At 69.7% G+C, this 23,383-nt stretch carries 22 protein-coding genes and 1 other RNA gene; 18 read left to right on the top strand and 5 right to left on the bottom strand.

Features of this window, described 5'->3' with window-relative positions:
* Positions 1 to 25: 25 nt before the first annotated feature.
* From H4F98_RS02025 to H4F98_RS01990, 8 genes are all read left to right on the top strand, one after another.
* A complete protein-coding gene (locus tag H4F98_RS02025; RefSeq protein WP_220479049.1) occupies positions 26 to 1,831 on the top strand; it encodes a DUF885 domain-containing protein in 1,806 nt (601 codons plus the stop codon).
* A 165-nt stretch (positions 1,832 to 1,996) separates the two neighbouring features.
* Positions 1,997 to 2,446: a 30S ribosomal protein S6 gene (gene rpsF, locus H4F98_RS02020; RefSeq protein WP_182684994.1), complete on the top strand. Its 450-nt coding sequence runs from the start codon at positions 1,997 to 1,999 to the stop codon at positions 2,444 to 2,446.
* Positions 2,447 to 2,457: 11 nt separating this feature from the next.
* Positions 2,458 to 2,688, top strand: a complete 231-nt coding sequence (gene rpsR / locus H4F98_RS02015; RefSeq protein WP_031372470.1) for a 30S ribosomal protein S18 — start codon at positions 2,458 to 2,460, stop codon at positions 2,686 to 2,688.
* Positions 2,689 to 2,790: 102 nt separating this feature from the next.
* Positions 2,791 to 3,243: a 50S ribosomal protein L9 gene (rplI, locus tag H4F98_RS02010; RefSeq protein ID WP_182684993.1), complete on the top strand. Its 453-nt coding sequence runs from the start codon at positions 2,791 to 2,793 to the stop codon at positions 3,241 to 3,243.
* Positions 3,244 to 3,528: 285 nt separating this feature from the next.
* Complete coding sequence (locus H4F98_RS02005; protein WP_141518907.1) at positions 3,529 to 4,953, top strand: replicative DNA helicase; 1,425 nt, start codon at positions 3,529 to 3,531, stop codon at positions 4,951 to 4,953.
* A 35-nt stretch (positions 4,954 to 4,988) separates the two neighbouring features.
* Positions 4,989 to 6,182, top strand: a complete 1,194-nt coding sequence (alr, locus tag H4F98_RS02000; protein WP_182684992.1) for an alanine racemase — start codon at positions 4,989 to 4,991, stop codon at positions 6,180 to 6,182.
* Positions 6,179 to 7,627 (top strand): cryptochrome/photolyase family protein, encoded by a 1,449-nt coding sequence (locus H4F98_RS01995; protein ID WP_182684991.1) that lies wholly within the window; start codon positions 6,179 to 6,181, stop codon positions 7,625 to 7,627. The genes alr and H4F98_RS01995 overlap by 4 nt, the downstream gene beginning before the upstream one ends.
* Before the next feature lie 109 nt (positions 7,628 to 7,736).
* The gene (locus H4F98_RS01990; protein ID WP_182684990.1) at positions 7,737 to 8,450 is read left to right on the top strand and encodes a YiaD family glycine zipper/OmpA-like lipoprotein; all 714 of its coding nucleotides are present in this window, start codon (positions 7,737 to 7,739) and stop codon (positions 8,448 to 8,450) included.
* Between the two features lie 234 nt (positions 8,451 to 8,684).
* Here the strand turns inward: H4F98_RS01990 and H4F98_RS01985 are convergent, their stop codons facing one another.
* Positions 8,685 to 9,128: an MgtC/SapB family protein gene (locus H4F98_RS01985; RefSeq protein ID WP_182684989.1), complete on the bottom strand. Its 444-nt coding sequence runs from the start codon at positions 9,126 to 9,128 to the stop codon at positions 8,685 to 8,687.
* A 240-nt stretch (positions 9,129 to 9,368) separates the two neighbouring features.
* Here H4F98_RS01985 and H4F98_RS01980 point away from each other — a divergent pair, with 240 nt between their 5' ends.
* Positions 9,369 to 10,406 carry a glucokinase gene (locus H4F98_RS01980; protein ID WP_246372754.1) on the top strand — a complete coding sequence of 346 codons (1,038 nt, stop codon included), beginning with the start codon at positions 9,369 to 9,371 and terminating at the stop codon, positions 10,404 to 10,406.
* Positions 10,407 to 10,479: 73 nt separating this feature from the next.
* Here the strand turns inward: H4F98_RS01980 and ssrA are convergent.
* Positions 10,480 to 10,834: a transfer-messenger RNA gene (gene ssrA, locus H4F98_RS01975) on the bottom strand.
* Positions 10,835 to 10,991: 157 nt separating this feature from the next.
* Here ssrA and H4F98_RS01970 point away from each other — a divergent pair.
* On the top strand, positions 10,992 to 13,151 hold the full coding sequence (locus H4F98_RS01970; RefSeq protein ID WP_182684988.1) for a CHASE domain-containing protein: 2,160 nt from the start codon (positions 10,992 to 10,994) through the stop codon (positions 13,149 to 13,151).
* 24 nt (positions 13,152 to 13,175) lie between these two features.
* Here H4F98_RS01970 and smpB read toward each other — a convergent pair whose 3' ends face one another.
* On the bottom strand, positions 13,176 to 13,688 hold the full coding sequence (gene smpB, locus H4F98_RS01965) for an SsrA-binding protein SmpB (RefSeq protein WP_182684987.1): 513 nt from the start codon (positions 13,686 to 13,688) through the stop codon (positions 13,176 to 13,178).
* A gap of 57 nt (positions 13,689 to 13,745) precedes the next feature.
* Here smpB and H4F98_RS01960 point away from each other — a divergent pair, with 57 nt between their 5' ends.
* Positions 13,746 to 14,180 carry a type II toxin-antitoxin system RatA family toxin gene (locus H4F98_RS01960; RefSeq protein ID WP_182684986.1) on the top strand — a complete coding sequence of 145 codons (435 nt, stop codon included), beginning with the start codon at positions 13,746 to 13,748 and terminating at the stop codon, positions 14,178 to 14,180.
* Between the two features lie 10 nt (positions 14,181 to 14,190).
* Positions 14,191 to 14,469, top strand: coding sequence for an RnfH family protein (locus H4F98_RS01955; RefSeq protein WP_182684985.1), 279 nt, complete (start codon positions 14,191 to 14,193; stop codon positions 14,467 to 14,469).
* Between the two features lie 12 nt (positions 14,470 to 14,481).
* Here the strand turns inward: H4F98_RS01955 and H4F98_RS01950 are convergent, their stop codons facing one another.
* On the bottom strand, positions 14,482 to 14,877 hold the full coding sequence (locus H4F98_RS01950; RefSeq protein ID WP_182684984.1) for an outer membrane protein assembly factor BamE: 396 nt from the start codon (positions 14,875 to 14,877) through the stop codon (positions 14,482 to 14,484).
* 191 nt (positions 14,878 to 15,068) lie between these two features.
* On the opposite strand from H4F98_RS01950, the gene fur reads away from it, so the two are divergent.
* Positions 15,069 to 15,470, top strand: coding sequence for a ferric iron uptake transcriptional regulator (gene fur / locus H4F98_RS01945; RefSeq protein WP_141518917.1), 402 nt, complete (start codon positions 15,069 to 15,071; stop codon positions 15,468 to 15,470).
* Positions 15,471 to 15,497: 27 nt separating this feature from the next.
* On the opposite strand, the gene recN is transcribed toward fur, so the two are convergent.
* Positions 15,498 to 17,165 carry a DNA repair protein RecN gene (gene recN, locus H4F98_RS01940; protein WP_182684983.1) on the bottom strand — a complete coding sequence of 556 codons (1,668 nt, stop codon included), beginning with the start codon at positions 17,163 to 17,165 and terminating at the stop codon, positions 15,498 to 15,500.
* Positions 17,166 to 17,324: 159 nt separating this feature from the next.
* Between recN and hrcA the strand changes: the two genes are divergently transcribed.
* From hrcA to dapB, 5 genes are all read left to right on the top strand, one after another.
* Positions 17,325 to 18,410 (top strand): heat-inducible transcriptional repressor HrcA, encoded by a 1,086-nt coding sequence (hrcA, locus tag H4F98_RS01935; RefSeq protein WP_182684982.1) that lies wholly within the window; start codon positions 17,325 to 17,327, stop codon positions 18,408 to 18,410.
* A 148-nt stretch (positions 18,411 to 18,558) separates the two neighbouring features.
* Positions 18,559 to 19,068 carry a nucleotide exchange factor GrpE gene (gene grpE / locus H4F98_RS01930; protein ID WP_182684981.1) on the top strand — a complete coding sequence of 170 codons (510 nt, stop codon included), beginning with the start codon at positions 18,559 to 18,561 and terminating at the stop codon, positions 19,066 to 19,068.
* A gap of 148 nt (positions 19,069 to 19,216) precedes the next feature.
* Complete coding sequence (gene dnaK / locus H4F98_RS01925; protein ID WP_182684980.1) at positions 19,217 to 21,130, top strand: molecular chaperone DnaK; 1,914 nt, start codon at positions 19,217 to 19,219, stop codon at positions 21,128 to 21,130.
* Positions 21,131 to 21,257: 127 nt separating this feature from the next.
* Positions 21,258 to 22,385 (top strand): molecular chaperone DnaJ, encoded by a 1,128-nt coding sequence (gene dnaJ / locus H4F98_RS01920; RefSeq protein ID WP_182684979.1) that lies wholly within the window; start codon positions 21,258 to 21,260, stop codon positions 22,383 to 22,385.
* Between the two features lie 53 nt (positions 22,386 to 22,438).
* Complete coding sequence (gene dapB / locus H4F98_RS01915; protein WP_182684978.1) at positions 22,439 to 23,161, top strand: 4-hydroxy-tetrahydrodipicolinate reductase; 723 nt, start codon at positions 22,439 to 22,441, stop codon at positions 23,159 to 23,161.
* Positions 23,162 to 23,383: the final 222 nt, after the last annotated feature.

Below are 23,383 nucleotides of genomic sequence, written 5' to 3'. Positions count from 1 at the left end.
GAGGTTCGAACCCCGGAGGACCCACGTGTCCCGATCCCTGATCCTTGGGCTGGCGATCGCCGCCGGCCTGGCCGTCCCGTCGTTGCCCGTGCATGCCGCCGCGAGCGGTCAAGCCGCGACCGTTCGCGATGCGACCGTGGAAGCGCTGCACCAGCTTTATGAAGCCGAATGGGAACGCGGCCTGCGCGAGTCGCCCGAGTCGGCGAGCTACAACGGCGACGCGCGTTACAACGACCGCTGGACCGACGAGAGCCTGGAGGCCATCGCCGCGCGCGAAGCGCACGAGCGCGAGGTGCTCGCGCGCCTCCGTCGGGTCGACCGCGCGGCCCTGGACGAGGCCGAGCGGCTGAACTACGACGTCTTCCTGTGGCAGCAGGAGCGGGCGGTCGAACGCCAGGCGTTCCGGGAGTGGCAGCGACCGGTGAGCCAGCGCGGCGGCATCCAGAATGCCGAGGGCATCGCCGAGGTGCTGCCGTTCAAGAGCGAAAAGGACTACGAGGACTGGCTCGCGCGGCTGGCGGGCATCCCGACCCTGGTCGCACAGACCACGGCGCTCATGCGCGAAGGCCTGGCCGCCGGGAACACGCCGCCCCGGGTGCTGATGGAACGCGTGCCGTCGCAGATCGACGCGCAACTCGTCGACGACCCCGCCCGGAGCCCGTTCTACGGCCCGTTCGAGCGGATGCCCGATACCATTCCGGTCGCAACGCGAGCGGACCTCCAGGCCCGCGCGAGGCAGGTGATCGCGGACGCGGTGGTCCCGGCGTATCGGGCCTTCGACGCCTTCTTCAACGACGAATACCTCCCGGGTACCCGCAGCGGCATCGCCGCGGCCGACCTGCCCGACGGGCGCGCCTACTACGACTTCGTCGCCGGCTACTACACCACCACCGGCCTGTCGGCGGACGAGATCCATGGCATCGGCCTGCGCGAGGTGGCTCGGATCCGCGCCGAGATGGAACAGGTGCGCGAGGAGGTGGGTTTCAAGGGCAGCCTGGCCGACTTCTTCACCCTCCTGCGAACCGCGCCGGAGTTCTTCCACGACAGCCCGGAGGCCCTGCTGGCCGGGTATCGCGACGTCTCCAAGCGCATCGACCCGGAACTGGTGAAGGTGTTCCGGACCCTGCCGCGGCTACCCTACGGCGTTCGCCCCATCCCCGACAACGTCGCCCCCGACACCACCACGGCCTACTACCAGCCCGGCGCCGTCGACGGCAGCCGCGCGGGCTACTACTACGTCAACCTCTACCGCCCCGAGGTCCGACCGAAGTGGGAGATGATGGCCCTGAGCCTGCACGAGGCCGTGCCGGGGCATCATTTCCAGTTCGCCCTGGGCATGGAGATGCCCGACGTGCCGATGTTCCGCCGCGTCGCCTACTTCGTGGCCTACGGCGAGGGCTGGGGCCTGTACGCCGAGCGGCTGGGCTACGACATGGGCTTGTACGAGGACCCCTACGACCGCATGGGCCAGCTGGCCTACGACATGTGGCGCGCGGTCCGCCTGGTGGTCGACACCGGCATGCACAGCAAGGGCTGGAGCCGCCAACAGGCGATCGACTACTTCATGGCCAACTCGCCCAAGACCCTGCAGGACGTGACCAACGAGATCGACCGCTACATCGCCTGGCCGGGCCAGGCGCTGGCCTACAAGATCGGCCAGATGAAGATCTCGGCGCTGCGCGAGCGCGCCCGCGAGGCGCTGGGCGAGCGCTTCGACCTGCGCGACTTCAACGACGCCGTGCTGGAGACCGGCTCGGTGCCGCTGGATACCCTGGAACGCCACATCGACGCCTGGATCGACGCCCGGCGAACCACGGCCCCGCCCGCCTGAACGGGGCAGGGGCGCCCGTGGTTGCCCTCAAGTCATTGATGCTGCGATAATTGCCGGCTCCCTCGCCACCAAGGCGGGGGACCTTGCTCCACCGCGTCCATCCCGGGCGCCGGGGGGCTGATCCGGCCAGCCCCGCGCTGGCCATCATCCGAGAGGAAAAAACCGATGCGTCACTACGAAGTCGTGTTCCTGGTCCATCCCGACCAGAGCGAGCAGGTCCCGGCCATGATCGAGCGCTACAAGGGCCTGATCGAAGCCGGCGAAGGCAAGATCCACCGCCTGGAGGACTGGGGCCGCCGCCAGCTGGCCTATCCGATCCAGAACCTCGTCAAGGCCCACTACGTCCTGCTCAACATCGAGTGCGACCAGGCCGCGCTGAACGAGCTGGTCGACGGTTTCCGCTTCAACGACGCGGTGCTGCGCCACCTGGTCATGAAGCGCGACGAGGCCGACACCGAGCAGTCCCTGATCATGAAGTTCAAGGACGAGAAGAGCGACAAGCCGGAGCGTTCGGAGCGTCGTCGCCGTGACGACGACAACACCGACAGCAACGACAGCAACAACGACGGCGATTCCAACGACGCCGATTCCGACGACAACGCCGAAGCCGCCTGAGGATCGCCCACATGTCCAAGTTCTTCCGCCGCCGCAAGTTCTGCAAGTTCACCGCCGAGGGTGTCAAGGAGATCGACTACAAGGATCTCAACACCCTGCGCCAGTACCTCACCGAGACCGGCAAGATCGTGCCGAGCCGCGTGACCGGTACCAAGTCGAAGTACCAGCGCCAGCTGGCGACGGCCGTCAAGCGCGCCCGTTTCCTGGCCCTGATCCCGTACACCGACAACCACAACGCCTGATGCCGACCGCGGCGGCGCCCGAGGGCACCGCCACGCGTCCCACCATTCGGACAGCACCCGCTGCGGGGCCGCGCGCCCCGCTAACGAATACGGAGCAATACCATGCAACTGATCCTCCTGCAGAACGTGCAGAACCTCGGCAAGCTCGGCGACAAGGTCGACGTCAAGCCGGGCTACGGCCGCAACTTCCTGGTCCCGCAGGGCAAGGCCGTGCCGGCCACCGCCAGCAACCTGGAAGAGTTCGAGGCGCGCCGCGCCGAGTACGAAGCCAAGGCCCAGGCCATCCATGACGAGGCTGTGTCCCGCCAGGCCAAGCTGGAAGACGCCAGCGTCACCATCTACGCCAACGCCGCGACCGAAGGCAAGCTGTACGGTTCGGTGACCACGCGCGACATCGCCGAGGCCCTGACCAAGAACGGCCTGCCGGTCGAGAAGTCCGAGGTCATCATGGGCGAGGGCGCCATCCGCCACGTCGGCGAGTACGACGTCGTCGTGCACCTGCACGCCGACATCGACGTCACCGTCAAGGTCGTCGTGGAAGCCGAAGCCGCCTGATCCCGGCGCCAACGGCTCCACCCGGCGGGCGCCCCAGGGCGCCCGCCGTCGTTTCGGGCCCTCGCGGCGCAGTCCCGTCTCCCTTGGTGAGACGGGACTGCGCTAAAGCATGTCGAGCGTCCGCACGCACAGGCTGTCCACCGGTTGATACCGGCTTATCCACAGCTTGGTCACAGATCTGTCTGCAACCCTGCGCGTGCCCCCGGGGCTAGGATGCCCAACCCGCGTTCCGTCTTCGCCCCGGCGCCGCCGGGGCGGCATCCCGTCCAGGAGCTCCCAGCGTCCATGAATGCACGACCCGGCTTCCGTAACGAACCGCGCGGCGACAAACGTTTCGATACGCGGGCCGAACAGCGCCTGGACCAGTTGCGCCTGCCGCCGCAGTCCATCGAGGCCGAGCAGGCGGTGCTGGGCGGGCTGATGCTGGCCCCGGAGGCCTACGACCGCATCGTCGACCAGCTCAGCGAGTCCGACTTCTACCGCCGCGACCACCAGCTGATCTTCCGCGCGATCAACGAGCTCGCGCAGAAGGCCCGCCCCTACGACGCCGTGACCCTGGGCGAATGGTTCGAATCGATGGGCCTGGGCGAGCAGGTCGCCGGCGGTGCCTACCTGATCGAACTGGCCAGCACGACACCGTCGGCGGCGAATATCCGCGCCTACGCCGAGATCGTCCGCGACAAGGCCATCCTGCGCCAGCTGATCGACGTCGGCACCGACATCGTCAACGACGGCTACCAGCCCGACGGCCGCGACAGCAGCGAGATCCTGGACGAAGCCGAGCGACAGGTGCTGGCGATCGCCCAGGCCAGCAACAACGGCAAGAACGACTTCACCAGCGTCCACCAGGCCCTCACCACCGCATTCGACGAACTGCAGACGCGCTACGCCAATGGCGGCGCCATCACCGGACTGCCCACCGGCTACAACGAGTTCGACGAGCTGACCGCGGGCCTGCAGAAGACCGACCTGATCATCCTGGCCGCGCGCCCGGCCATGGGCAAGACCACGCTCGCGCTGAACATGGCCGAGTACGCCGCGTTCCGCAGCAAGCTGCCGGTGGCGGTGTTCTCGATGGAAATGTCGGCCAGCCAGCTGGCGATGCGACTGATCTCGTCGGTCGGGCGGGTCAATGCGCAGCGCCTGCGCACCGGCCAGCTCGAGGACGAGGACTGGAGCCGCGTCACCAGCGCCATCCGCCAGTTGCGCGAGGTCAAGATCTTCATCGACGACGAGCCCGGCCTGTCGCCGACCAAGCTCGCGGCCAAGGCGCGCCGCCTCAAGCGCGAACACGGCCTGGGCCTGATCGTCATCGATTACCTGCAGCTGATGTCGGTGCCGGGCAACAACGAGAACCGCGCGACCGAGATCTCGGAGATCTCGCGCTCGCTCAAGGGCCTGGCCAAGGAACTGGAGGTGCCGGTCATCGCGCTGTCGCAGCTCAACCGTTCGCTTGAAACCCGCACCGACAAGCGTCCGGTCATGGCCGACCTGCGCGAGTCGGGCGCCATCGAGCAGGACGCGGACATGATCGTCTTCATCTACCGCGACGACTACTACAACAAGGAAAACTCGCCCGACAAGGGCCTGGCCGAGGTCATCATCGGCAAGCAGCGAAGCGGTCCCACCGGCTCGGTGAAGCTGAAGTTCTTCGGCGAGTACACCCGCTTCGACAACCTCGCCCACGACTCGGCCGGCAGCTTCGAGTAACGCCGTCCACACGGCCCTGCATTAGCATGGGCGCCATGTCGACCCAGCCCCACGCCAGCCCCCGCCCGGACGACCGCGAGGCCGCCCGTCCCATCGACGAGCGGCCGACGCGGATCCGGGTCGACCTCGAACGCATCGCCGGCAACCTGCGCGCGATCCGCGCCCATGTCGGCGTGCCGGTGATGGGCATCGTCAAGGCCAATGCGTATGGCCATGGCCTGGTACCGGTCGCGCGCCACCTCCAGGCCGCCGGCGTCGAACAGTTGGGCGTCGCCTTCGTGGAGGAGGGCATCGCACTGCGCCGCGCCGGCATCCGCACCCCCATCCTGGTGCTGGGCGGGATCTTCGGGCACCAGGTCGGTCGCTTCATCGACCACGACCTCGAGATCACCGTCTCCTCGCTGGACAAGCTGCGCCAGGTCGAAGCCGCCGCCGAGGCCATGAGCCGGCGGGCAGTCGTGCACCTGAAGATCGACACCGGTATGGAGCGCATCGGCGTCCACAGCTATTCCGCCGGACCCTTCATCGAAGCCGCCGTGGCCTCGCGCTGGTGCCAGGTCAAGGGCGTCTACTCGCACCTGGCCTGCGCCGACGATCCGGCGTCGCCCGCGACCGCGGCCCAGGTCGCGCGCTTCGCCGAGGCCTGCGAACACTTCAAGCGCATCGGCGCGCCGATGCCGCTGCGCCACCTGGCCAACTCGGGCGGCGTGCTGCACTTCCCGGACACCTGGCTGGACATGGTGCGCCCCGGCATCCTCATGTACGGCGTCCTGCCCGACCCGGCGTCGCGACCGACGGTGTCGGTCCAGCCGGCGATGTCGCTGGTCTCCCAGGTGGTCTACTTCAAGGTGGTCAAGGCCGGGCATGCGGTCAGCTATGGCGGCACCTGGACGGCGACGCGCGACACGCGCGTGGTGACGGTGCCGATCGGCTACGGCGACGGTTATCCGCGGGCGCTCTCGTCGCGCGGCGAGGTCCTGGTGCGTGGTCGCCGCCACCCGATCGTGGGCCGCATCTGCATGGACCAGTTCATGGTCGACATCGGCGACGGCTCGGCCTGGAACGAAGACGAGGTGGTGCTGGTCGGTACCCAGGGCGGCGAGGCGATCGCCGTCGAATCCGTTGCGCAGCGGGCCGGCACGGTGCCCTACGAGATCCTCGTCGGCCTCAACGAGCGCATCCCCCGCGATTACCTCGGCGGGGCCTCGCTGGCCCCGGTTACCGCATGAGCGCCGCCCGCGCCTCCGGGGACGACGCGCCGGTCGCGATCCTGTGGTTCCGCAACGACCTTCGCCTGGACGACAACCCCGCGCTGGAGGCGGCGGTCGAAGGGGGTTACGCGATCCTGCCGGTCTACATCCATGCGCCGGGCGAGGGCGGTCGCTGGCATCCGGGCGCGGCCTCCGATGCCTGGCGCGCACGTTCGCTGCAGGCGCTCGCCCGTTCGCTGCAAGCGCGTGGCGCCGTCCTGCGCTGCTTCAAGGGCCCCAGCCTGGCCACCCTGCAGGCGATCGTCGCCGCGAGGGGGGCGCATGCCGTGTTCTGGAACCGCCGCTACGAGCCGGCGATCGAGAAACGCGACACCGGCATCAAGCAGGCGCTCAAGCGCGACGGCCTGCGTGCGGAAAGCTTCAACGGCGCCCTGATGGCCGAACCCTGGACGGTGGAGACCCGCGAAGGCGGCCCGTACCGGGTGTTCACGCCGTACTGGCGCACCGCGTTCGCGCAATGGCGCCGCCCGCCGACCTGGACGGCGCCCGAAGCGCTCAAGGGCACCGACGGCGGCCCCAGGGGCGTGGCGGTGGAGTCGCTCGGCCTGGCGCCGTCGCTGGACTGGGACGCCGGGTTCTGGGACGCCTGGACACCCGGCGAGGCCGGCGCGCGCGAGGCCCTGCAGGTCTTCGCCGACGGCGCCCTGCGCGGTTACGGCGACGGTCGCGACCGACCCGATCAGGTCGGCACTTCGCGGCTGTCGCCGCACCTGCATTTCGGCGAGATCGCGCCCTGGCGGATCGTCGAAACCCTGGAGACCGGCCGTACCGCGGCGCTTGGCGGCGACATCGACGCCTACGTCCGCGAACTGGGCTGGCGCGAGTTCGCCCACCACCTGCTGCACCACTTCCCGAAAAGCGTCGACGAGGACTTCAGCCCGAAGTTCGCCGGCTTCCAATGGGCCGATCCGTCCTCGCGCGAGCTCGACCGCGTCCGCGCCGGGCGCACCGGCGTGCCGATCGTCGATGCCGGCCTGCGCGAGCTGTGGCACACCGGCTGGATGCACAACCGCGTGCGGATGATCGTCGGCAGCTACCTGACCAAGCACCTTCGCTGGCACTGGCGCCACGGCGCGGAATGGTTCTGGGACACCCTGGTCGACGCCGACTTGGCCAACAACACCCTGGGCTGGCAATGGGTGGCCGGGACCGGTGCGGACGCCGCGCCTTACTTCCGCGTGTTCAATCCGGTGACCCAGGCCAAGCGCTTCGACCCCGACGGTCGTTACATCGCCCGCTGGGTGCCGGAGCTGTCCAGGCTTCCGTTGCCCGCGCGCTTCGCGCCCTGGGAGGCGAAGGGGCGAAGCGGCGCGCATGCGGGCGACTATCCGGCGCAGCCCATGGTCGGCATCGCCGAGGGCCGTCAGGCCGCACTCGACGCCTACGCGGCGCTCAAGGGCTGAGCGGGCGTTCCCGTCCCCAACCTGAACGGGGCGCGGCCCCGTCACTCACCACAGACGCCGATGTGATTACTTTGGCGGCGTCCATCTGGCCATCCATGAGGTTGAAAGCATGAAAACCCCGATCCGTCTCGCGATCACCGCGGCCATCTCCACTGCCATGCTCGCCGGTTGCGCGACCACCAGCGGCTACAACGATCCGTACGGCCAGCCTCGGCAGGGACAGCAGGGCTACAGCGAATCCAGCGGCATGAGCCGCACCCAGAAGGGCGCCCTGATCGGCGCGCTCGCCGGCGTTGCCGCGGGCCTGCTCAGCGGCGACGACGCCACCGAGCGTCGCCAGCGCGCCCTCGTGGGCCTCGGTGTCGGCGGCCTGGCCGGCGGTGCCATCGGCAATTACCAGGACCGCCAGGAACGCGCCCTGCGCGACAGCATGCAGGGGACCGGCGTCGATGTCGTCCGCCAAGGCGACAACATCACCCTGAACATGCCGAGCAACATCACGTTCGACTTCGACAAGTCCGATCTCAAGCCGGCGTTCTACCCGGTCCTCGACCAGGTCGCCAACACCCTGCGCGAGTACGACCAGACGATCGTCGAGGTCGCGGGCCACACCGACAGCGTCGGCGCCGATGCCTACAACCAGCAGCTGTCCGAGCGCCGTGCGTCGAGCGTGGGCAGCTACCTGATGGGCAAGGGCCTGGTGCGCGACCGCTTCATCCTGGTGGGTGCCGGCGAGACCCGGCCGATCGCCAGCAACGACACCGACGCCGGCCGCGCGCAGAACCGCCGCGTCGAGATCACCCTGGTGCCGATCCGCTCCTGAGCGGACGACGGCACTCGCACCGGCTCCCGGTAAGCGGGGGCGCGGTGGACGGAACGGGTCGCGGCAACGCGGCCCGTTTTCGTAGCGTCGATGCGGTCCCCGGTGGGATTGCACGCGCCGTCGCCGCGGCGCCCCGGCAGGCGGATCCGGGCCCCTGGTTTCGGGCCACGAGGGCAGGGGAGCATGTGCCGATGTTGGGCGGCCGCAGGGGCCGCCCGTCCGCCGGCCGAACGCTCAGCGTTCGGCCACGCGCAACAGGGTGAGCACCAGCAGGGTCAGCACCGTCGCCGCGACGGCCACCAGGTACAGCGCCAGCCCGGCCGCCACGCCGATCACCGCCACCATCAGCAGCGAGGCCGCGGTCGTGATCCCGGCGATGGCGCCGTCGCGCCGTCGCGCGAAGATCGTGCCGGCGCCGATGAACGCGACCCCGGCGACCACCGCCTCGATCAGGCGAAGCGGGTCGATCTGCAGCACGCCGGTGCCCGGCAGGGTATCGGGCAGCGCGAGCGCCAGCCTGCCCAGTCCGATGAGCAGGGCCGCGGCGCCGGCCACCAGCATGTGGGTCCGGAAACCGGCCGGTCGGTCCTTCAGTTCGCGTTCGTAGCCGACCGCGCCGCCCAGCAACATCGCCAGGCCGGCATGGGCGACGACCATCAGTTCATGCGTCCAGTCCATCGCGGGAGCATGCCGCAGGCCAGGTAGGGACCGGGTCAAGGCCGCGGGGCGGGGAAATGCGGGCAAGGAGGCTATGATGGACGCCCGGAGACCCGAAACCCGCAGGCAGTCCTTGATGCAATACGGCACGACCCCTTGCCCCCCTGTTTCCCGACCGGGCGCCACGCGCCTTCCCGCAGCGGTTCCCATGGCGATCGACGCGCCCGGGTCGTCGCGACGTCAACGGGCGGGGCGCGGGGCATGAGCCGGGGCGACACTCCGATGGCCGCGCCCACCGGCACCGCGCCGGCTGCGCTCTCGAGCCCGCTGATCGCCGCCGACGTCGGCGGCACGCATGCGCGCCTGGCCCTGGTCGACGCCTCCCGGGGCGCGTCCCAGGTCGAGCTGCACGGGTACCGCCGCTACAGCTGCGCCGACTATCCCGGCCTCGCCGCGATCCTTTCGGACTTCATCGCCGAACAGGGCCTGGAAACGCGTCCCGAGGCCGCCATCGCCATCGCCGGCCTGCTCGTGGGCGACACCCTGGTGCACGCGAACCTGCCGTGGTCGGTCTCGGTCAGTGGCACCGCCGCGGACGCGAACCTCGCCGGGTTGCGCCTGATCAACGACTTCGAAGCCATGGCCTGGGCCGTGCCCAGCATCAACCTGCGCCAGGCGCGGCGCATCTGCGGTCCCGAGATCGCCGTGCAGCCAGGGCCGGCGATGATGATCGGCCCCGGCACCGGTTTCGGCGCCGCCCTGCGCGTGCCGGGCGACCCGCCGGTCGTCGTGGCGACCGAGGCGGGCCACGCCGCGCTGTCGGTACGCGATCCGCGCGAACTGCAGGTGCTGTCGGTGCTGATGAAGCGCTGGAGCCACGTCGGCAACGAGCGCGTGCTCTCCGGCCCGGGCCTGGTGAATACCTACGAGGCCCTGTGCGAGATCGAGGGCATCGACCCGCGCCTGGACACGCCGGCGCGCATCACCCACGCCGCGCAGACCGGCGACGACCCGATCGCGGCCGAGGCCCTGTCGATGTTCTGCAGCATCCTCGCCAGCGTCGCCGGCGACCTGGCGCTGACCTTCGGCGCCAAGTCCGTCTACCTGGCCGGTGGCATCCCGGCCCAGATCGCCGACTTCCTGCTGGCCGGCGACTTCGCCAGCCGCTTCGTCGACAAGGGCGTGATGAGCGAAGTCCTCGCCCGCGTACCGGTCTACCTGGTCGAGCACGGCCAGCTCGGCCTGCTCGGCGCCGCCACCTGGTACCTGGAGCAGCGCCGCGCCGACGCCATGGCCTGAGCGGTCCCGTCGCCGGCCTCTTTGCCCGGCCAATGAAAAACGCCCCAGCCGATCGACTGGGGCGTTCTTGTGTTGGTGGAGGTGGGCGGAATCGAACCGCCGTCCGAAGGCACTCCATCCCCGGCACTACATGTTTAGTGCTCCGTTAGATCTCGTCCACCGACAGCACGGCGCACAAAGCGCATCGGCGGACCAGCCTGCTTTGGGTTAACCGAGGGCTGGCAGGCGGCCACTCCCGGCGATTCCGTGATAATGACCCTACATCGCGAGCACGGACACAAGCGGTTTCGGGGCTTAGGCCTTAAGCGGCCAGTGCGTAGTTGTCGTCGTTGGCAACTATGAGTTTTGCAGCTGGATTTACGAGGAAAGCTACCCCCTCGACATGCGCCAGGCGATTTCGCGACCCCCGTCGAAGCCAGTGCACCCCCGGGAAATCGTTCAACCACCAGCCCGACCAGTATAGGGGCGGTCGGGGGGAACACAATGGGCGGCGCGGTGGGCGTTCACCTGCCCGAAACCGGGGCCAGGCGGTATGCTGGCGCGGTGAGCGACGCGGCCCCTACACGAACCCCCACCCTGGGCCCCGTGCCCCATCGACGCGGCCTCGTGCTCGCGGTCGGCGTGCTCGTCTTTTCGCTGCTGCTGACCTTCATCGGCTGGCGATACGCCAGCGAACGCGAGACGGCCTCGGCGCAGGCGGAGTTCGTCACCCAGGCCGAGGAAATCACCTCGCTGCTGCGCGAACGCATGGGCAACCACGAGATCCTGCTCAAGGGCGGCGCGGCCCTGTTCGCCAGCATCCAGCGCCCCAGTCCGCTGCAGTGGCGTTTCTATGCCGAGGGCATGAACCTGCGCCGGCAGTTCCCCGCGATGGTCGGGCTGGGTTACGCCGCCTACGTGCCGCAGGCGCGGCTGGCCGACCTGCAACTGGAGTGGAAGGAAAGCCAGAACAGCCTGCTGGAGATCGTGCCGCACGGCGACCGGCGGCATTACGGCCCGATCCTGATGCTGGAGCCCAAGACGCCCGAAAACGTCGCCGCGCTGGGTTTCGACATGTACGCCGAACCGGTCCGGCACGCAGCCATGGAGGCGGCCATGGTGACCGGCCAGCCGCGGCTGTCGGGCACCGTGCAACTGGTCCAGGACGGCGGCGTGCCGACCACCTCGGCGCTGCTGTACGTGCCGGTCTACCGCAACGGCGCGCAACCGCTGACGGTCGCCGCGCGCGAGGACGCGATGCTCGGCTGGGTCTACATGCCGTTCCGCGTCGGCACCTTCGTGACCTCGACGCTGGACGGACGACGCAGCGACCTGCGCTTCACCATCACCGACGTCACCGATCGCGACCCGAAGGTGCTGTACATGTCCTCGCCGCGCGAGGCCGCGGCGGTCTACCGCCACGAGATCGAACTGCAGCAGTTCGGCCGCCGCTGGCTGTTCCAGTTCGAGACGCCGGCCAGCCGCAGCGCCATTCCCGCCGGCGTCATGCGCGGCTGGCTGCTGTTCGGCATCGTCGCCTCGCTGATGCTCGCCACCATCGTCTTCACGATGGCGCGCACCGAGCACAGGGCGATGAAGATGGCCTACCGGATGACCGAGGAGTACCGGCGCAGCGAGGAGCGCTTCCGCACGACCATGCTGCACTCGGCGATCGGCAAGGCGCTGCTCGACAGCGAGGGCTGCATCGTCGAGGTCAATCCGGCGATGGGCCAGATCGTCGGCCTGCGCCCGTCCGCGCTGGTCGGGGTGCAGTTCGAGTCGCTGTTCGAGGACCACGGCCTGGACGTGATCGAATGGTTGAACAAGGACGGCGACGAGACCGCGCCGGTGCTGCGGGCCACGCGTCGCCTGCACCGCGCGGGCGACCTGGCCCGGCACGCACAGCTCACCTATGCCCGCGTGCCCGGCGGGGTGGGGCAGGACGTCAAGGGCCTGGTGCAGGCCGAGGACGTGACCGAGCGCATCCTCGCCGAGGCCCGGGTGCACGCGCTCAACCGCACCCTGGAGGCGCGCGTGGCCGCGCGCACGCGCGAGCTGAGCCAGGCCAACCAGGAGCTGGAGTCGTTCGCCTACAGCATCTCCCACGACCTTCGTGCGCCGTTGCGGGCCATCGACGGCTTCAGCCGCATCCTGGTCGAGAAATTCCGCGACGCGCTGGACGAGACCGGCAAGGGCTACCTGGACCGCGTCCGCGCCGCCGCGGGCCGGATGGACGAGCTGATCGACGCGCTGCTGAAGATGTCGCGGGTGACGCGCACCGCGCTCAGCCCGAGCGAGGTCGACATGAGCCGGCTGGCCGAAGAGGTGCTCGAGGAGTTCGCCGCCGGCGATCCGGAGCACCGCCCCGAGCGGGTCGTCGAGCCCGGCCTGAAGGCCTGGGGCGATCCGACCCTGCTGCGCAACATGCTGTCCAACCTGCTCGGCAACGCCTGGAAGTTCACCCGCGGCAAGCCCGGTGCCCGCATCGAGTTCGGCGCGCGCGTGTTGCCCGGCGGTGGCCTCGAGTTCCATGTCAGCGACAACGGCGCGGGCTTCCCGCAGAAACATGTCGAGAAACTGTTCAGGCCCTTCCAGCGCCTGCACGGCCAGGACGAGTTCGCCGGCCACGGGATCGGGCTGGCCTCGGTCAAGCGCATCATCGAGCGCCATGGCGGCAGCATCCGCGCCGAGGGCCGGGTGGGCGAGGGCGCGACCTTCCATTTCGCCCTGCCGCCGGGCGAGGGCGCTTCGCACCCGGGGTCCTGAACCCCGCGGGCGCGCGAGCCCGGATCAGGCGTCGCGGTTGTGCTGGCGCATCACGCGCTGCTTGTCGCGCGCCCAGTCGCGGTCCTTGCTGGCGGCGCGCTTGTCGTGCTGCTGCTTGCCCTTGGCCAGGGCGAGCTCGGCCTTGACCTTGTTGCCCTTCCAATAAAGCGCGGTCGGGACCAGGGTATAGCCGTCGCGCTCGAGCTTGCCGATCAGGGTGTCGATCTCGTTGCGATGCAGGAGCAGCTTGCGCGTGCGGCGCTCGTCGGTGACGACGTGCGTCGAGGCGGAGATGAGCGGGGTGATCTGCGCGCCGAACAGGAACATCTCGCCGGCGCGCACGACCGCGTAGCTCTCGCCGATGTTGGCCCGGCCCGCGCGGATCGACTTGAGCTCCCAGCCCTGCAGGGACAGCCCGGCCTCGAAGCGCTGCTCCAGGTGGTACTCGTGGCGGGCGCGCTTGTTCAGGGCGATGGTGCCGCTGGCACCGCCCTTTCCTTTATCCTTGCCGCTCTTGTTGCCAGGTTTATTTGCCATCGCGACATTGTCCCTGAATCCAGCGCGTTAGTGCAGGGGCAGCGCGAACATCCATTCATGCCTACCGTCCGCCGTTCCGCCCTGGTCGAGCATTCCGCGCGCCGCATGTTCGCGCTGGTCAATGACGTCGCCGCCTATCCCCGCCGCTTCGCCTGGTGCGAGGCGGCCCAGGTCATCGCCGAGGACGAGTCGCGCATGGTCGCGCGGCTGGACCTCGGGCTCGGTGCCCTGCGGACCTGGTTCACCACCGAGAACACGCTCTCGCCGCCGCACCACATCGACCTGAAGCTGGTCGACGGTCCGTTCCGCAAGCTGGCCGGGCGCTGGGAGTTCCACGCCCTCGACGAGTCGGCCTGCAAAGTCAGCCTGAGCCTGGAGTTCGAGCCTTCGATGAAGCTGCTGGGGCCGGCCTTCACCCTGGGCTTCCAGAGCCTGGCCGATCGCATGGTCGATGATTTCGTGCGCGTCGCCGATCGCGGCGACGCGGCCTGAGGCGCCACGGGTGCGCGTCGAACTGCTGATGGCCTGGCCCCGGCGGCACGAACAGCGCTGGGTCGAGCTGCCGGAGGGCAGTCGCGTCGCCGATGCCCTGGCCGCGGCCGGATGGCAGGACGCGGCGGGGATCGCGGGGCTGGCGCTGAATGGGCGACGCGTCGATGCATCGACGCCGCTGGAGGCGGGCGACCGGGTCGAGTTGCTGCGGGCGCTCGAACTCGATCCCAAGGAAGCGCGCCGCCGGCGCGCCTCGTCGGGCGGCGGCGAGCGGACCGGTAAATCCTAGAGCAGGCCCCGCTCAGCGGCGGGGCTTCTTGTCCTTGTCCTTGGCCAGGTTGCGGCCGAACTGGCTGACCGAGCTGTTGGCGATCTCCTCGTCCTGCTCCGGGAAGTAGTCGCCGTCCCAGCGGGCGAGGGTGTCGCCTTCGAACCAGAGCGTGAAATTCTTCGTCTCGGTCCTGGCGCGCCGGCCGATGCGCTGGCTGCTGGTGTAGTCCCAGCGATCGGTCTGGTAGGGATCCATGATCGATGGCGTGCCCAGCAGCGCCAGGACCTGCTGCTTGTTCATGCCGGCCTGCAGCTGTTCCACGGCGGAGGCTTCGAGCAGGTTGCCCTGGTAGATCGGCTGGCGGTAGATGACGCCACAGCCGGTGGTGATCAGGGCGACGAGGAGAACGGGCAAAAGCTTGCGCATCGGGCATTCACGACTGGCGGATATCATCCCGATGATACACTGATGACCCCGCCGCGAGGCGGTGCCGGGCTGGCATTCATCTGCGGTTGCGGCCACCGGCGCCGCGCCATGCGGCCAGGCGAGGCGGGTGCCGGTCCACCGGGAAGCGCGCCCCCCTCCGCATGATGTACGACCATGAACCAGGAGCCACGATGGAATCCCAAGAGCTGCGCAACGCCGGCCTGAAAGTGACCCACCCCCGGATGCGTATCCTGGAGTTGCTCGAGCACGCCAAGCCCCGGCACATGACCGCCGAGGACATCTACCGGCACCTGCTCGACAAGGGCGAGGACATCGGCCTGGCCACGGTCTACCGGGTCCTGACCCAGTTCGAGGCGGCGGGCCTGGTGCTCAAGCACAACTTCGAGTCCGGGCAGTCGGTGTACGAACTCGACCGTGGCCAGCACCACGACCACATGGTCGACATCGAGAGCGGCAAGATCATCGAGTTCGAGAGCGACGAGATCGAGGCCCTGCAGCACAAGATCGCCGCCGAGCACGGCTACGAGATCGAAGAGCACTCGCTGGTGCTCTACGTGCGCAAGAAGCGTTGACGCGACGGGCCCGGCGGCCCCGTCCGTTCAACCCACGTCGGTGAGCAGGCGTCGCGCCGCGGCGCGGGCCTCGCGCGTGAGTTCGACGCCGCCGAGCATGCGCGCCAGCTCTTCCTCGCGCTGGTCGGCGTCCAGGCGCTGCACGGCGCTCTGGGTCAGCCCTTCGGCCGAGGCCTTGCTGACCCGGTAGTGGGCATGCCCCTGCGCGGCGACCTGGGGCAGGTGGGTCACGCACAGCACCTGCCGGCGTTCGCCAAGGGCGCGCAGCTTGCGGCCGACGATGTCGGCGACGGCGCCGCCGATGCCCGAGTCCACTTCGTCGAAGACCATGCTCGGCACCGCGTCCAGTCCCAGCGCGGCGACTTCGATCGCCAGGGAGATGCGCGACAGCTCGCCGCCCGAGGCGACCTTGCGCAGGGGGCGGGCCGGCTGGCCGGGGTTGGCGGCGACGAGGAACTCGACCCGCTCGGCGCCCTGCGGATCGGGGCGGTCGGCCGGGGTCGGCTCGAAGGCGATCTCGAAGCGTCCGCCGCCCATGCCCAATTCGCCGATCAGCGCGGTGGTGTCGTCGGCGAGGGTGGTCGCGGCCTCGCGGCGCTTGTTTCCCAGGATGTCGGCGGCACCGCGCCATGTCTGGCTGGCCTTGGCGATCTCGCCGTCCAGCGTCTTCAGACGCTCGCCCGCGCCCTGCAAGGCGTCCAGTTCGGCAGCGATGGCCTCGCGCTGGGCCAGCAGCTGGTCGGGGGCGACACGGTGCTTGCGGGCCAGTTCGTGCAGCCGGCCAAGGCGGCGCTCGATGGCCTCGAAGGCGTCGGGATCGATGTCGAGGTCGCTGCGGATGCGATCGAGCAGGCTGAGGGCCTCGTCGAGCTGGATCGCGGCGGCCTCGAGCATGCCGTCGACCTCGACCAGGCGCGGCTCGTGCTCGCTGACCCGCTGCAGGTCGCCGCGAATGCGCTGCAGGCTGCCCGACAGCGAGGGCTGCTCGTCGCCCGAAAGCTGCAGCAGGGCCGACTCGCAGGCGTCGATCAACGCGCTGGCATGGGCCTGGCGCCGGTGGTCGGCGTCGAGCTGCGCCAAGGCCCCGGGCTCCAGCGTTTCGCGCTCGAGTTCGGCGTGCTGGTGCTCCAGCCACTGGATGCGGTCGGAGACGTCGCCGCGCGCCGACAGCGCCTCGCGCTCGTCCAGCAGCGCGCTCCAGGCCCGCGCCGCCGCGGCCACGGCAAGGCGTTCGTCGTCGGTGCGGCCGAAGGCATCGAGCAGGGCCAGCTGGCTGGGGCGCGAGAGCAGCGCCTGGTGTTCATGCTGGCCATGGATCTCGACCAGTCGGCCGGAGAGCTCGGCCAGTTGGCCGACCGTGGCCGGCCGGCCGTTGATCCACGCGCGCGACCCGCCATCGGCCCGGATGACGCGGCGGATCTGGCAGGCCTCGTCCTCGTCGAGCTCGTTCAGGCGCAACCACTCCATCGCCGGCGCGACGCCATCGATGCGGAATTCGGCGACCAGCTCGGCGCGTTCGGCGCCATGGCGGACGGCGCCGCTGTCGGCGCGCATGCCCGAGATGAGCCCGAGCGCGTCCACCAGCAGGGACTTGCCCGCGCCGGTTTCGCCGGAAATCACCGTCATGCCGGGCCCGAACTCCAGTTCGGCGGACGCCACGACGGCAAACTGCTTGATGGAGAGGTGTGTGAGCATGGCGCGGGGAAGCTAGCATGAGGGTCGGGCCGCGCCAATACGCGGACACGGGCATCGGCAGTCCTTGTCCACGGCGCGGGTCGGTCATATCCACAGGGTAGGGCACGCCGGTCGCAGTGGATGAGCCGCCGCGGCCGGTCCGCCGAACGAGGAGGGCGCATGTCCAACAGGCAGGCGGGACGCAATACCGGGCGCCAGCCCGGCAAGGCCGAGGCGCTGGCGGAGGATCCGCGTGCGCGGCAGTTGCTGCGGACCCTGATCGGGCGCTACATCCGCGATGGCGAGCCCGTCGGCTCGCAGACCCTGGCGCGCCACGCGGGCCTGGACATCAGCGCGGCGACGATCCGCAACATCCTGGGCGACCTCGAGGACGCCGGCCTGCTCAGCGCGCCCCACACCTCCGCCGGCCGCATCCCCACCGCGCAGGGCTATCGCCTGTTCGTGGACTCGCTGCTGCAGGTCAAGCCGCTGCCGCAGGGCGAACTGGCGCGGCTGCGCGGGGAGTTGCCGCCCGGCAGCGGGACCCAGGCCCTGCTGGGCAGCACCTCCGAGCTGCTCTCGGCCATGACCCACTTCGTCGGGGTGGTCAGTCTGCCCCGGCGCGAGCAGTTCGCGTTCCGCCGGATCGACTTCGTGCCGCTGGACGCGCAGCGGGTGATGGCCATCCTGGTGTTCGCCGACAACGAGGTGCAGAACCGCATCATCCAGACCCGCCGGCCCTACGAGGCAGGCGAGCTCGAACGCCTGGCCAACTACCTGAACAGCCGCTTCGCCGGGCGTTCGATGGCCGACATCCGGCTGCTGCTGCTCGAGGAGCTGCGCTCGGACCGCAGCGAGATGGAAGGCCTGCTGGCGCGGTCCATGGAGCTGGCCGAGCAGGTGCTCGCCCCGGGACACGACGACATGGTCCTGGCCGGCCAGACGCGCTTGATGGGCGTGCAGGAGTTGTCCGACCTGGACCGGCTGCGCGAGCTGTTCGAGGCCTTCGCCCGCAAGCGCGAGATCCTGCAGTTGCTCGAACGCACCATCCAGGCGCCCGGGGTGCGCATCTTCATCGGCGAAGAGACCGGGCTCGCCCCGCTGGAGGGCATGTCGCTGGTGTCGGCGCCCTACGGCATGGGCGGGCAGGTGCTGGGCGTGCTGGGGGTGATCGGCCCCAGCCGCATGGCCTACGACCGGGTGATCCCGGTGGTCCAGGCGGCCGCCGACGTGCTCGGCGAAGCCTTCGCCGGCGACGCCGGCTGAGCCGGGCCGGGCGTCCCGGTCGTCCGAAGGGCCGGCCGACGGCTTGAAACCCGCGGGCGCGACCCCATTGCTGGGCCTGTCGCGGGGATTCGCCGCACGCCCACATCATCGAAACGCGCCCCGTGCGCACGGACCGAGCACACGCCACATGACCAACGACCCGATGCAGGACGAACACGTCCAGGACGCCGCCGACGCCGCTTCGCTGGAAGTCGAACTGGAAGCCACCAAGGCCGAACTGGCCGCACTGCGCGAAGAGTCGCTGCGCGAGCGCGCCGACCTCGACAACCAGCGCAAGCGCGCCGCGCGCGAGGTCGAGACCGCGCGGCGCTTCGCCAACGAACGCCTGCTGGGCGAGCTGCTGCCGGTGATCGACAGCCTGGAGGCCGGTCTCGGCGCGGCGTCCGGCGAGGCCGGCGCGCTCCGCGAAGGCATGGAGCTCACCCTGCGGCAGTTGCTCAAGGTCTGCGCCGACAACGGTCTGGTCGCCGTCGACCCGGTCGGTCAACCGTTCAACCCGGAGCACCACCAGGCCATGAGCATGGTCGACAGCGCCGAGCACGCGCCCAACCACGTGGTGCAGGTCTACCAGAAGGGCTGGCTGCTCAACGACCGCCTCCTGCGCCCGGCGCTGGTCGTGGTCCGCCAGGCCGACTGACCCGGTACTTGACAGCTGGCCGCGGGACTTGAACCGCCGCCGGCCACCCCCAGATAGCAGACATCGGCGGCATGGCCGCCCCGGGAGCGCCCCGGCGCACCGGCACCAGACAAGCAACGGCTCCAAGCATCAGAGAGGACACACCACCATGGGCAAGATCATCGGTATCGACCTGGGCACGACCAATTCGTGCGTGGCGATCATGGAAGGCGGCAGCGCCAAGGTCATCGAGAACGTGGAAGGCGATCGCACCACGCCGTCCATCGTCGCCTACACCAAGGACAACGAAGTGCTGGTCGGCGCCTCGGCCAAGCGCCAGGCGGTCACCAACCCCAAGAACACCTTCTACGCCGTCAAGCGCCTGATCGGCCGCAAGTTCCAGGACGCCGAAGTCCAGAAGGACATCGACCTGGTCCCCTACGGCATCGTCAAGCACGAGAACGGCGACGCCTGGGTGGAGACCGTCGGCGGCAACAAGATGGCGCCGCAGCAGATCTCCGCCGAAGTGCTGGCCAAGATGAAGAAGACTGCCGAGGCCTACCTGGGCGAGACCGTCACCGAGGCCGTCATCACCGTGCCGGCGTACTTCAACGACAGCCAGCGCCAGGCCACCAAGGACGCGGGCAAGATCGCCGGCCTCGAGGTCAAGCGCATCATCAACGAGCCCACCGCGGCCGCGCTGGCCTACGGCATGGACAAGAAGGGCGGCGACCGCAAGGTGGCCGTGTACGACCTGGGCGGCGGCACGTTCGACGTGTCGATCATCGAGATCGCCTCGGTCGACGGCGAGATGCAGGTCGAGGTGCTGGCCACCAACGGCGACACCTTCCTGGGCGGCGAGGACTTCGACAAGCGCGTCATCGACTACCTCGTCGAGGCGTTCCAGAAGGACCAGGGCATCGACCTGCGCAAGGACCCGCTGGCCCTGCAGCGCCTGAAGGACGCCGCCGAGCGCGCCAAGATCGAGCTGTCCAGCGCGCAGCAGACCGAGGTCAACCTGCCGTACGTGACCGCCGACGCCTCCGGCCCGAAGCACCTCAACATCAAGCTGACGCGCGCCAAGCTGGAGTCGCTGGTCGAGGACCTGGTCAAGAAGACCATCGAGCCGTGCCGCACCGCGCTCAACGACGCCGGCCTGCGTGCCAGCGACGTCTCCGAGGTGATCCTGGTCGGTGGCCAGACGCGCATGCCGAAGGTCCAGCAGGCCGTGGCCGACTTCTTCGGCAAGGAGCCGCGCAAGGACGTCAACCCCGACGAGGCCGTCGCGCTGGGCGCGGCGATCCAGGGCGGCGTGCTTGCCGGTGACGTCAAGGACGTGCTGCTGCTCGACGTGACCCCGCTGAGCCTGGGCATCGAGACCCTGGGCGGCGTGTTCACCAAGATCATCGAGAAGAACACCACCGTCCCGACCAAGGCCTCGCAGACCTTCTCCACCGCCGAGGACAACCAGTCCGCGGTGACCGTGCACGTCCTCCAGGGCGAGCGCGAGCAGGCCCGCTTCAACAAGTCGCTGGCCCGCTTCGACCTGACCGGCATCGAGCCGGCGCCGCGCGGCATGCCGCAGGTGGAGGTGTCTTTCGACATCGACGCCAACGGCATCGTCCACGTGACCGCCAAGGACAAGAAGACCGGCAAGGAACAGAAGGTCGAGATCAAGGCCGGCTCGGGCCTGTCCGAGGACGAGATCGCGAAGATGGTGGCCGACGCCGAGGCCAACCGCGAAGAGGACAAGAAGTTCCAGGAGCTGGTGCAGGCGCGCAACCAGGCCGACGGCCTGATCCACGCGACCCGCAGCACCATCAAGGAGCACGGCGAGAAGCTGCCGGGCGAGGCGATCGGCCAGGCCGAGTCGGCGATCGCCGAGCTTGAGACCGCGATGAAGGGCGACGACAAGGGCCAGATCGAGGCCAAGTCCAAGGCCCTCGAGACCGTCGCCCAGTCGTTGTTCGCCGCGGCCCAGGGCCAGCCCGGCGGCGCCGAGGCCGGTGCAGGCGGCAACCCGGCCGGCGACGACGTCGTCGACGCCGAGTTCACCGAGGTGAAGGACGACGAAAAGCCGTGATTCGGGATGGGTGATTCGTGATCCGGAGGAGCGGGGCCATGGCTCCGCTCCTTCGGTTCTCTGGATCCCGTTCCGTTGCGCTTCGACCCTTGCGAATCACACATAGCGAATCACGAATCACGGCCCCATGAGCAAACGCGATTACTACGAAGTCCTGGGCGTGGCCCGCAACGCCTCCGACGAGGAGCTGAAGAAGGCCTATCGCCGGTGCGCGATGAAGCACCACCCGGACCGCAACCCCGGCAACGCCGAGGCCGAGGTCGCGTTCAAGGAATGCAAGGAGGCCTACGAGGTCCTGTCCGACGGCAACAAGCGGCGCGCCTACGACCAGCACGGCCATGCCGCGTTCGAGCATGGCATGGGCGGTGGCGGCGGTCCCGGCTACGCCGACATGGGGGACATCTTCGGCGACATCTTCGGCAACATCTTCGGCGGGGGCGCCGGCGGTGCGCGCGGACCCCGGCGCGGCGCCGACGTCGGCTACGTGATGGAGCTCTCCCTCGAGGAGGCCGTCGGCGGCATCGACCGCCAGATCGAGATCCCGACCCTGGAGGCCTGCGACAGCTGCGACGGCAGCGGTTCGGCCGACGGCAAGGTCGAGACCTGCGAAACCTGCGGCGGACGCGGCCAGGTCCGCTTCCAGCGCGGCATCTTCTCGATGCAGCAGGCCTGCCCGCACTGCGGCGGCCGCGGCCAGACCATCTCCAACCCCTGCGGCGACTGCCACGGGCAGGGCCGCGTAGAGCGCAACAAGACCCTGCAGGTCAAGATCCCGGCGGGTGTCGACACCGGCGACCGCATCCGCCTGACGGGCGAGGGCGAGGCCGGTCCTCCCGGCGTGCCCCCCGGCGACTTGTACGTCGAGGTGCGGGTCAAGGAACACGAGATCTTCCAGCGCGACGGCGACGACCTGCACTGCGACGTGCCGATCCGGATCTCGCAGGCGGCCCTGGGCGACACCATCCGCGTGCCCACCCTGGGCGGCGAGGTCGAGCTGCGCATCCCCGCCGAAACCCAGACCAGCAAGGTCTTCCGCCTGCGCGACCAGGGCGTGAAGTCGGTCCGCAGCCGGCGCAAGGGCGACCTGTACTGCCGCGCGGTCGTGGAAACCCCAGTCAACCTGACCGCGGAACAGCGCGACCTGCTCGAGCAGTTCGAAGCCACCTTCGTCGGCGACGGCGCGCGCAAGCATTCGCCGCGTTCGTCGACTTTCATCGACGGCGTCAAGGGCTTCTGGGACCGCATGACGTCCTGACGCGCGACACGCGCGCCTTGTCGAAGCGGGGGCGGGCCCGTAGCCTTCCCCCCATGAACGCCAAGACCTCGCCCTGCCGACTCCTCATCCACGGTGCCTCCGGACGCATGGGGCAGGCGCTGTTGCGCCTGGCCGCCGACCGCGACGACCTGCAGGTGGTCGCGGCGGTGGGCAAGGGCGCGCCCGGCCAGCGGGTGGTCGACGGCGTGCCGCATTTCTCGACTGCCGAACTCGAGGCGGCGCCCGAGTTCGACGTCGCCATCGATTTCAGCCTGCCGGCGGGCCTGGACCACGTGCTCGCGCTGTGCGTACGGCGGGGCCGGCCGCTGGTGTCGGGTACGACCGGCATCGACGCGGCGCAGCGGTCGGCGCTGGAAGCCGCCGCCGGGACGATCGCCCTGGCCTGGGCCACCAACTTCAGCCTGGGCGTGGCCGTCCTCAACGAACTCGTCGAGCGGGCCGCGGAGGCCTTGCCGGGCTGGGACTGCGACATCGTCGAGTCCCACCACGTGCACAAGCTGGATGCCCCCTCGGGCACCGCGCTCACGCTGGGCGAATGCGCGGAGCAGGGTGGGGCGACCCCGCGATATGCCTCCCTGCGGGCGGGCGACATCATCGGTGAGCACAGCGTGCAGTTCACGGGACTGGGCGAGCGGGTCGAACTGGTGCACCGCGCCACCAACCGCGACATCTTCGCCCGCGGCGCGCTCCACTGCGCCCAGCGCCTGGCGGGACGGCCCGCGGGGGCCTACCGGGTCCGCGACCTGCTGGACTGAGGCACGCGCCGGGGCGCGACTCGACCGCCTGCGCCGGGCCCGCGAAGTCCCCTCGCCACCGCCCCGGGCACGGCCTAGATGAATGCAGGCAGCCCCGGGCATGCCGACGATGGTCGATGAGGCTGGCGCTGGTCGCCCCGGACCGCTAGAATTCTCGCTCGCCTGAACCTCCCCAACCGGACCGGCCCCTGCCGCGTCCGCGCTTTGCTGCAACCTGCGTTC

Origin of the sequence: Marilutibacter spongiae (assembly GCF_014145325.1) — a bacterium.
GTDB classification, from domain to species: domain Bacteria; phylum Pseudomonadota; class Gammaproteobacteria; order Xanthomonadales; family Xanthomonadaceae; genus Marilutibacter; species Marilutibacter spongiae.
The sequence above is the reverse complement of the archived record's forward strand: the minus strand, read 5'-3'. Positions and strand labels throughout refer to the sequence as shown.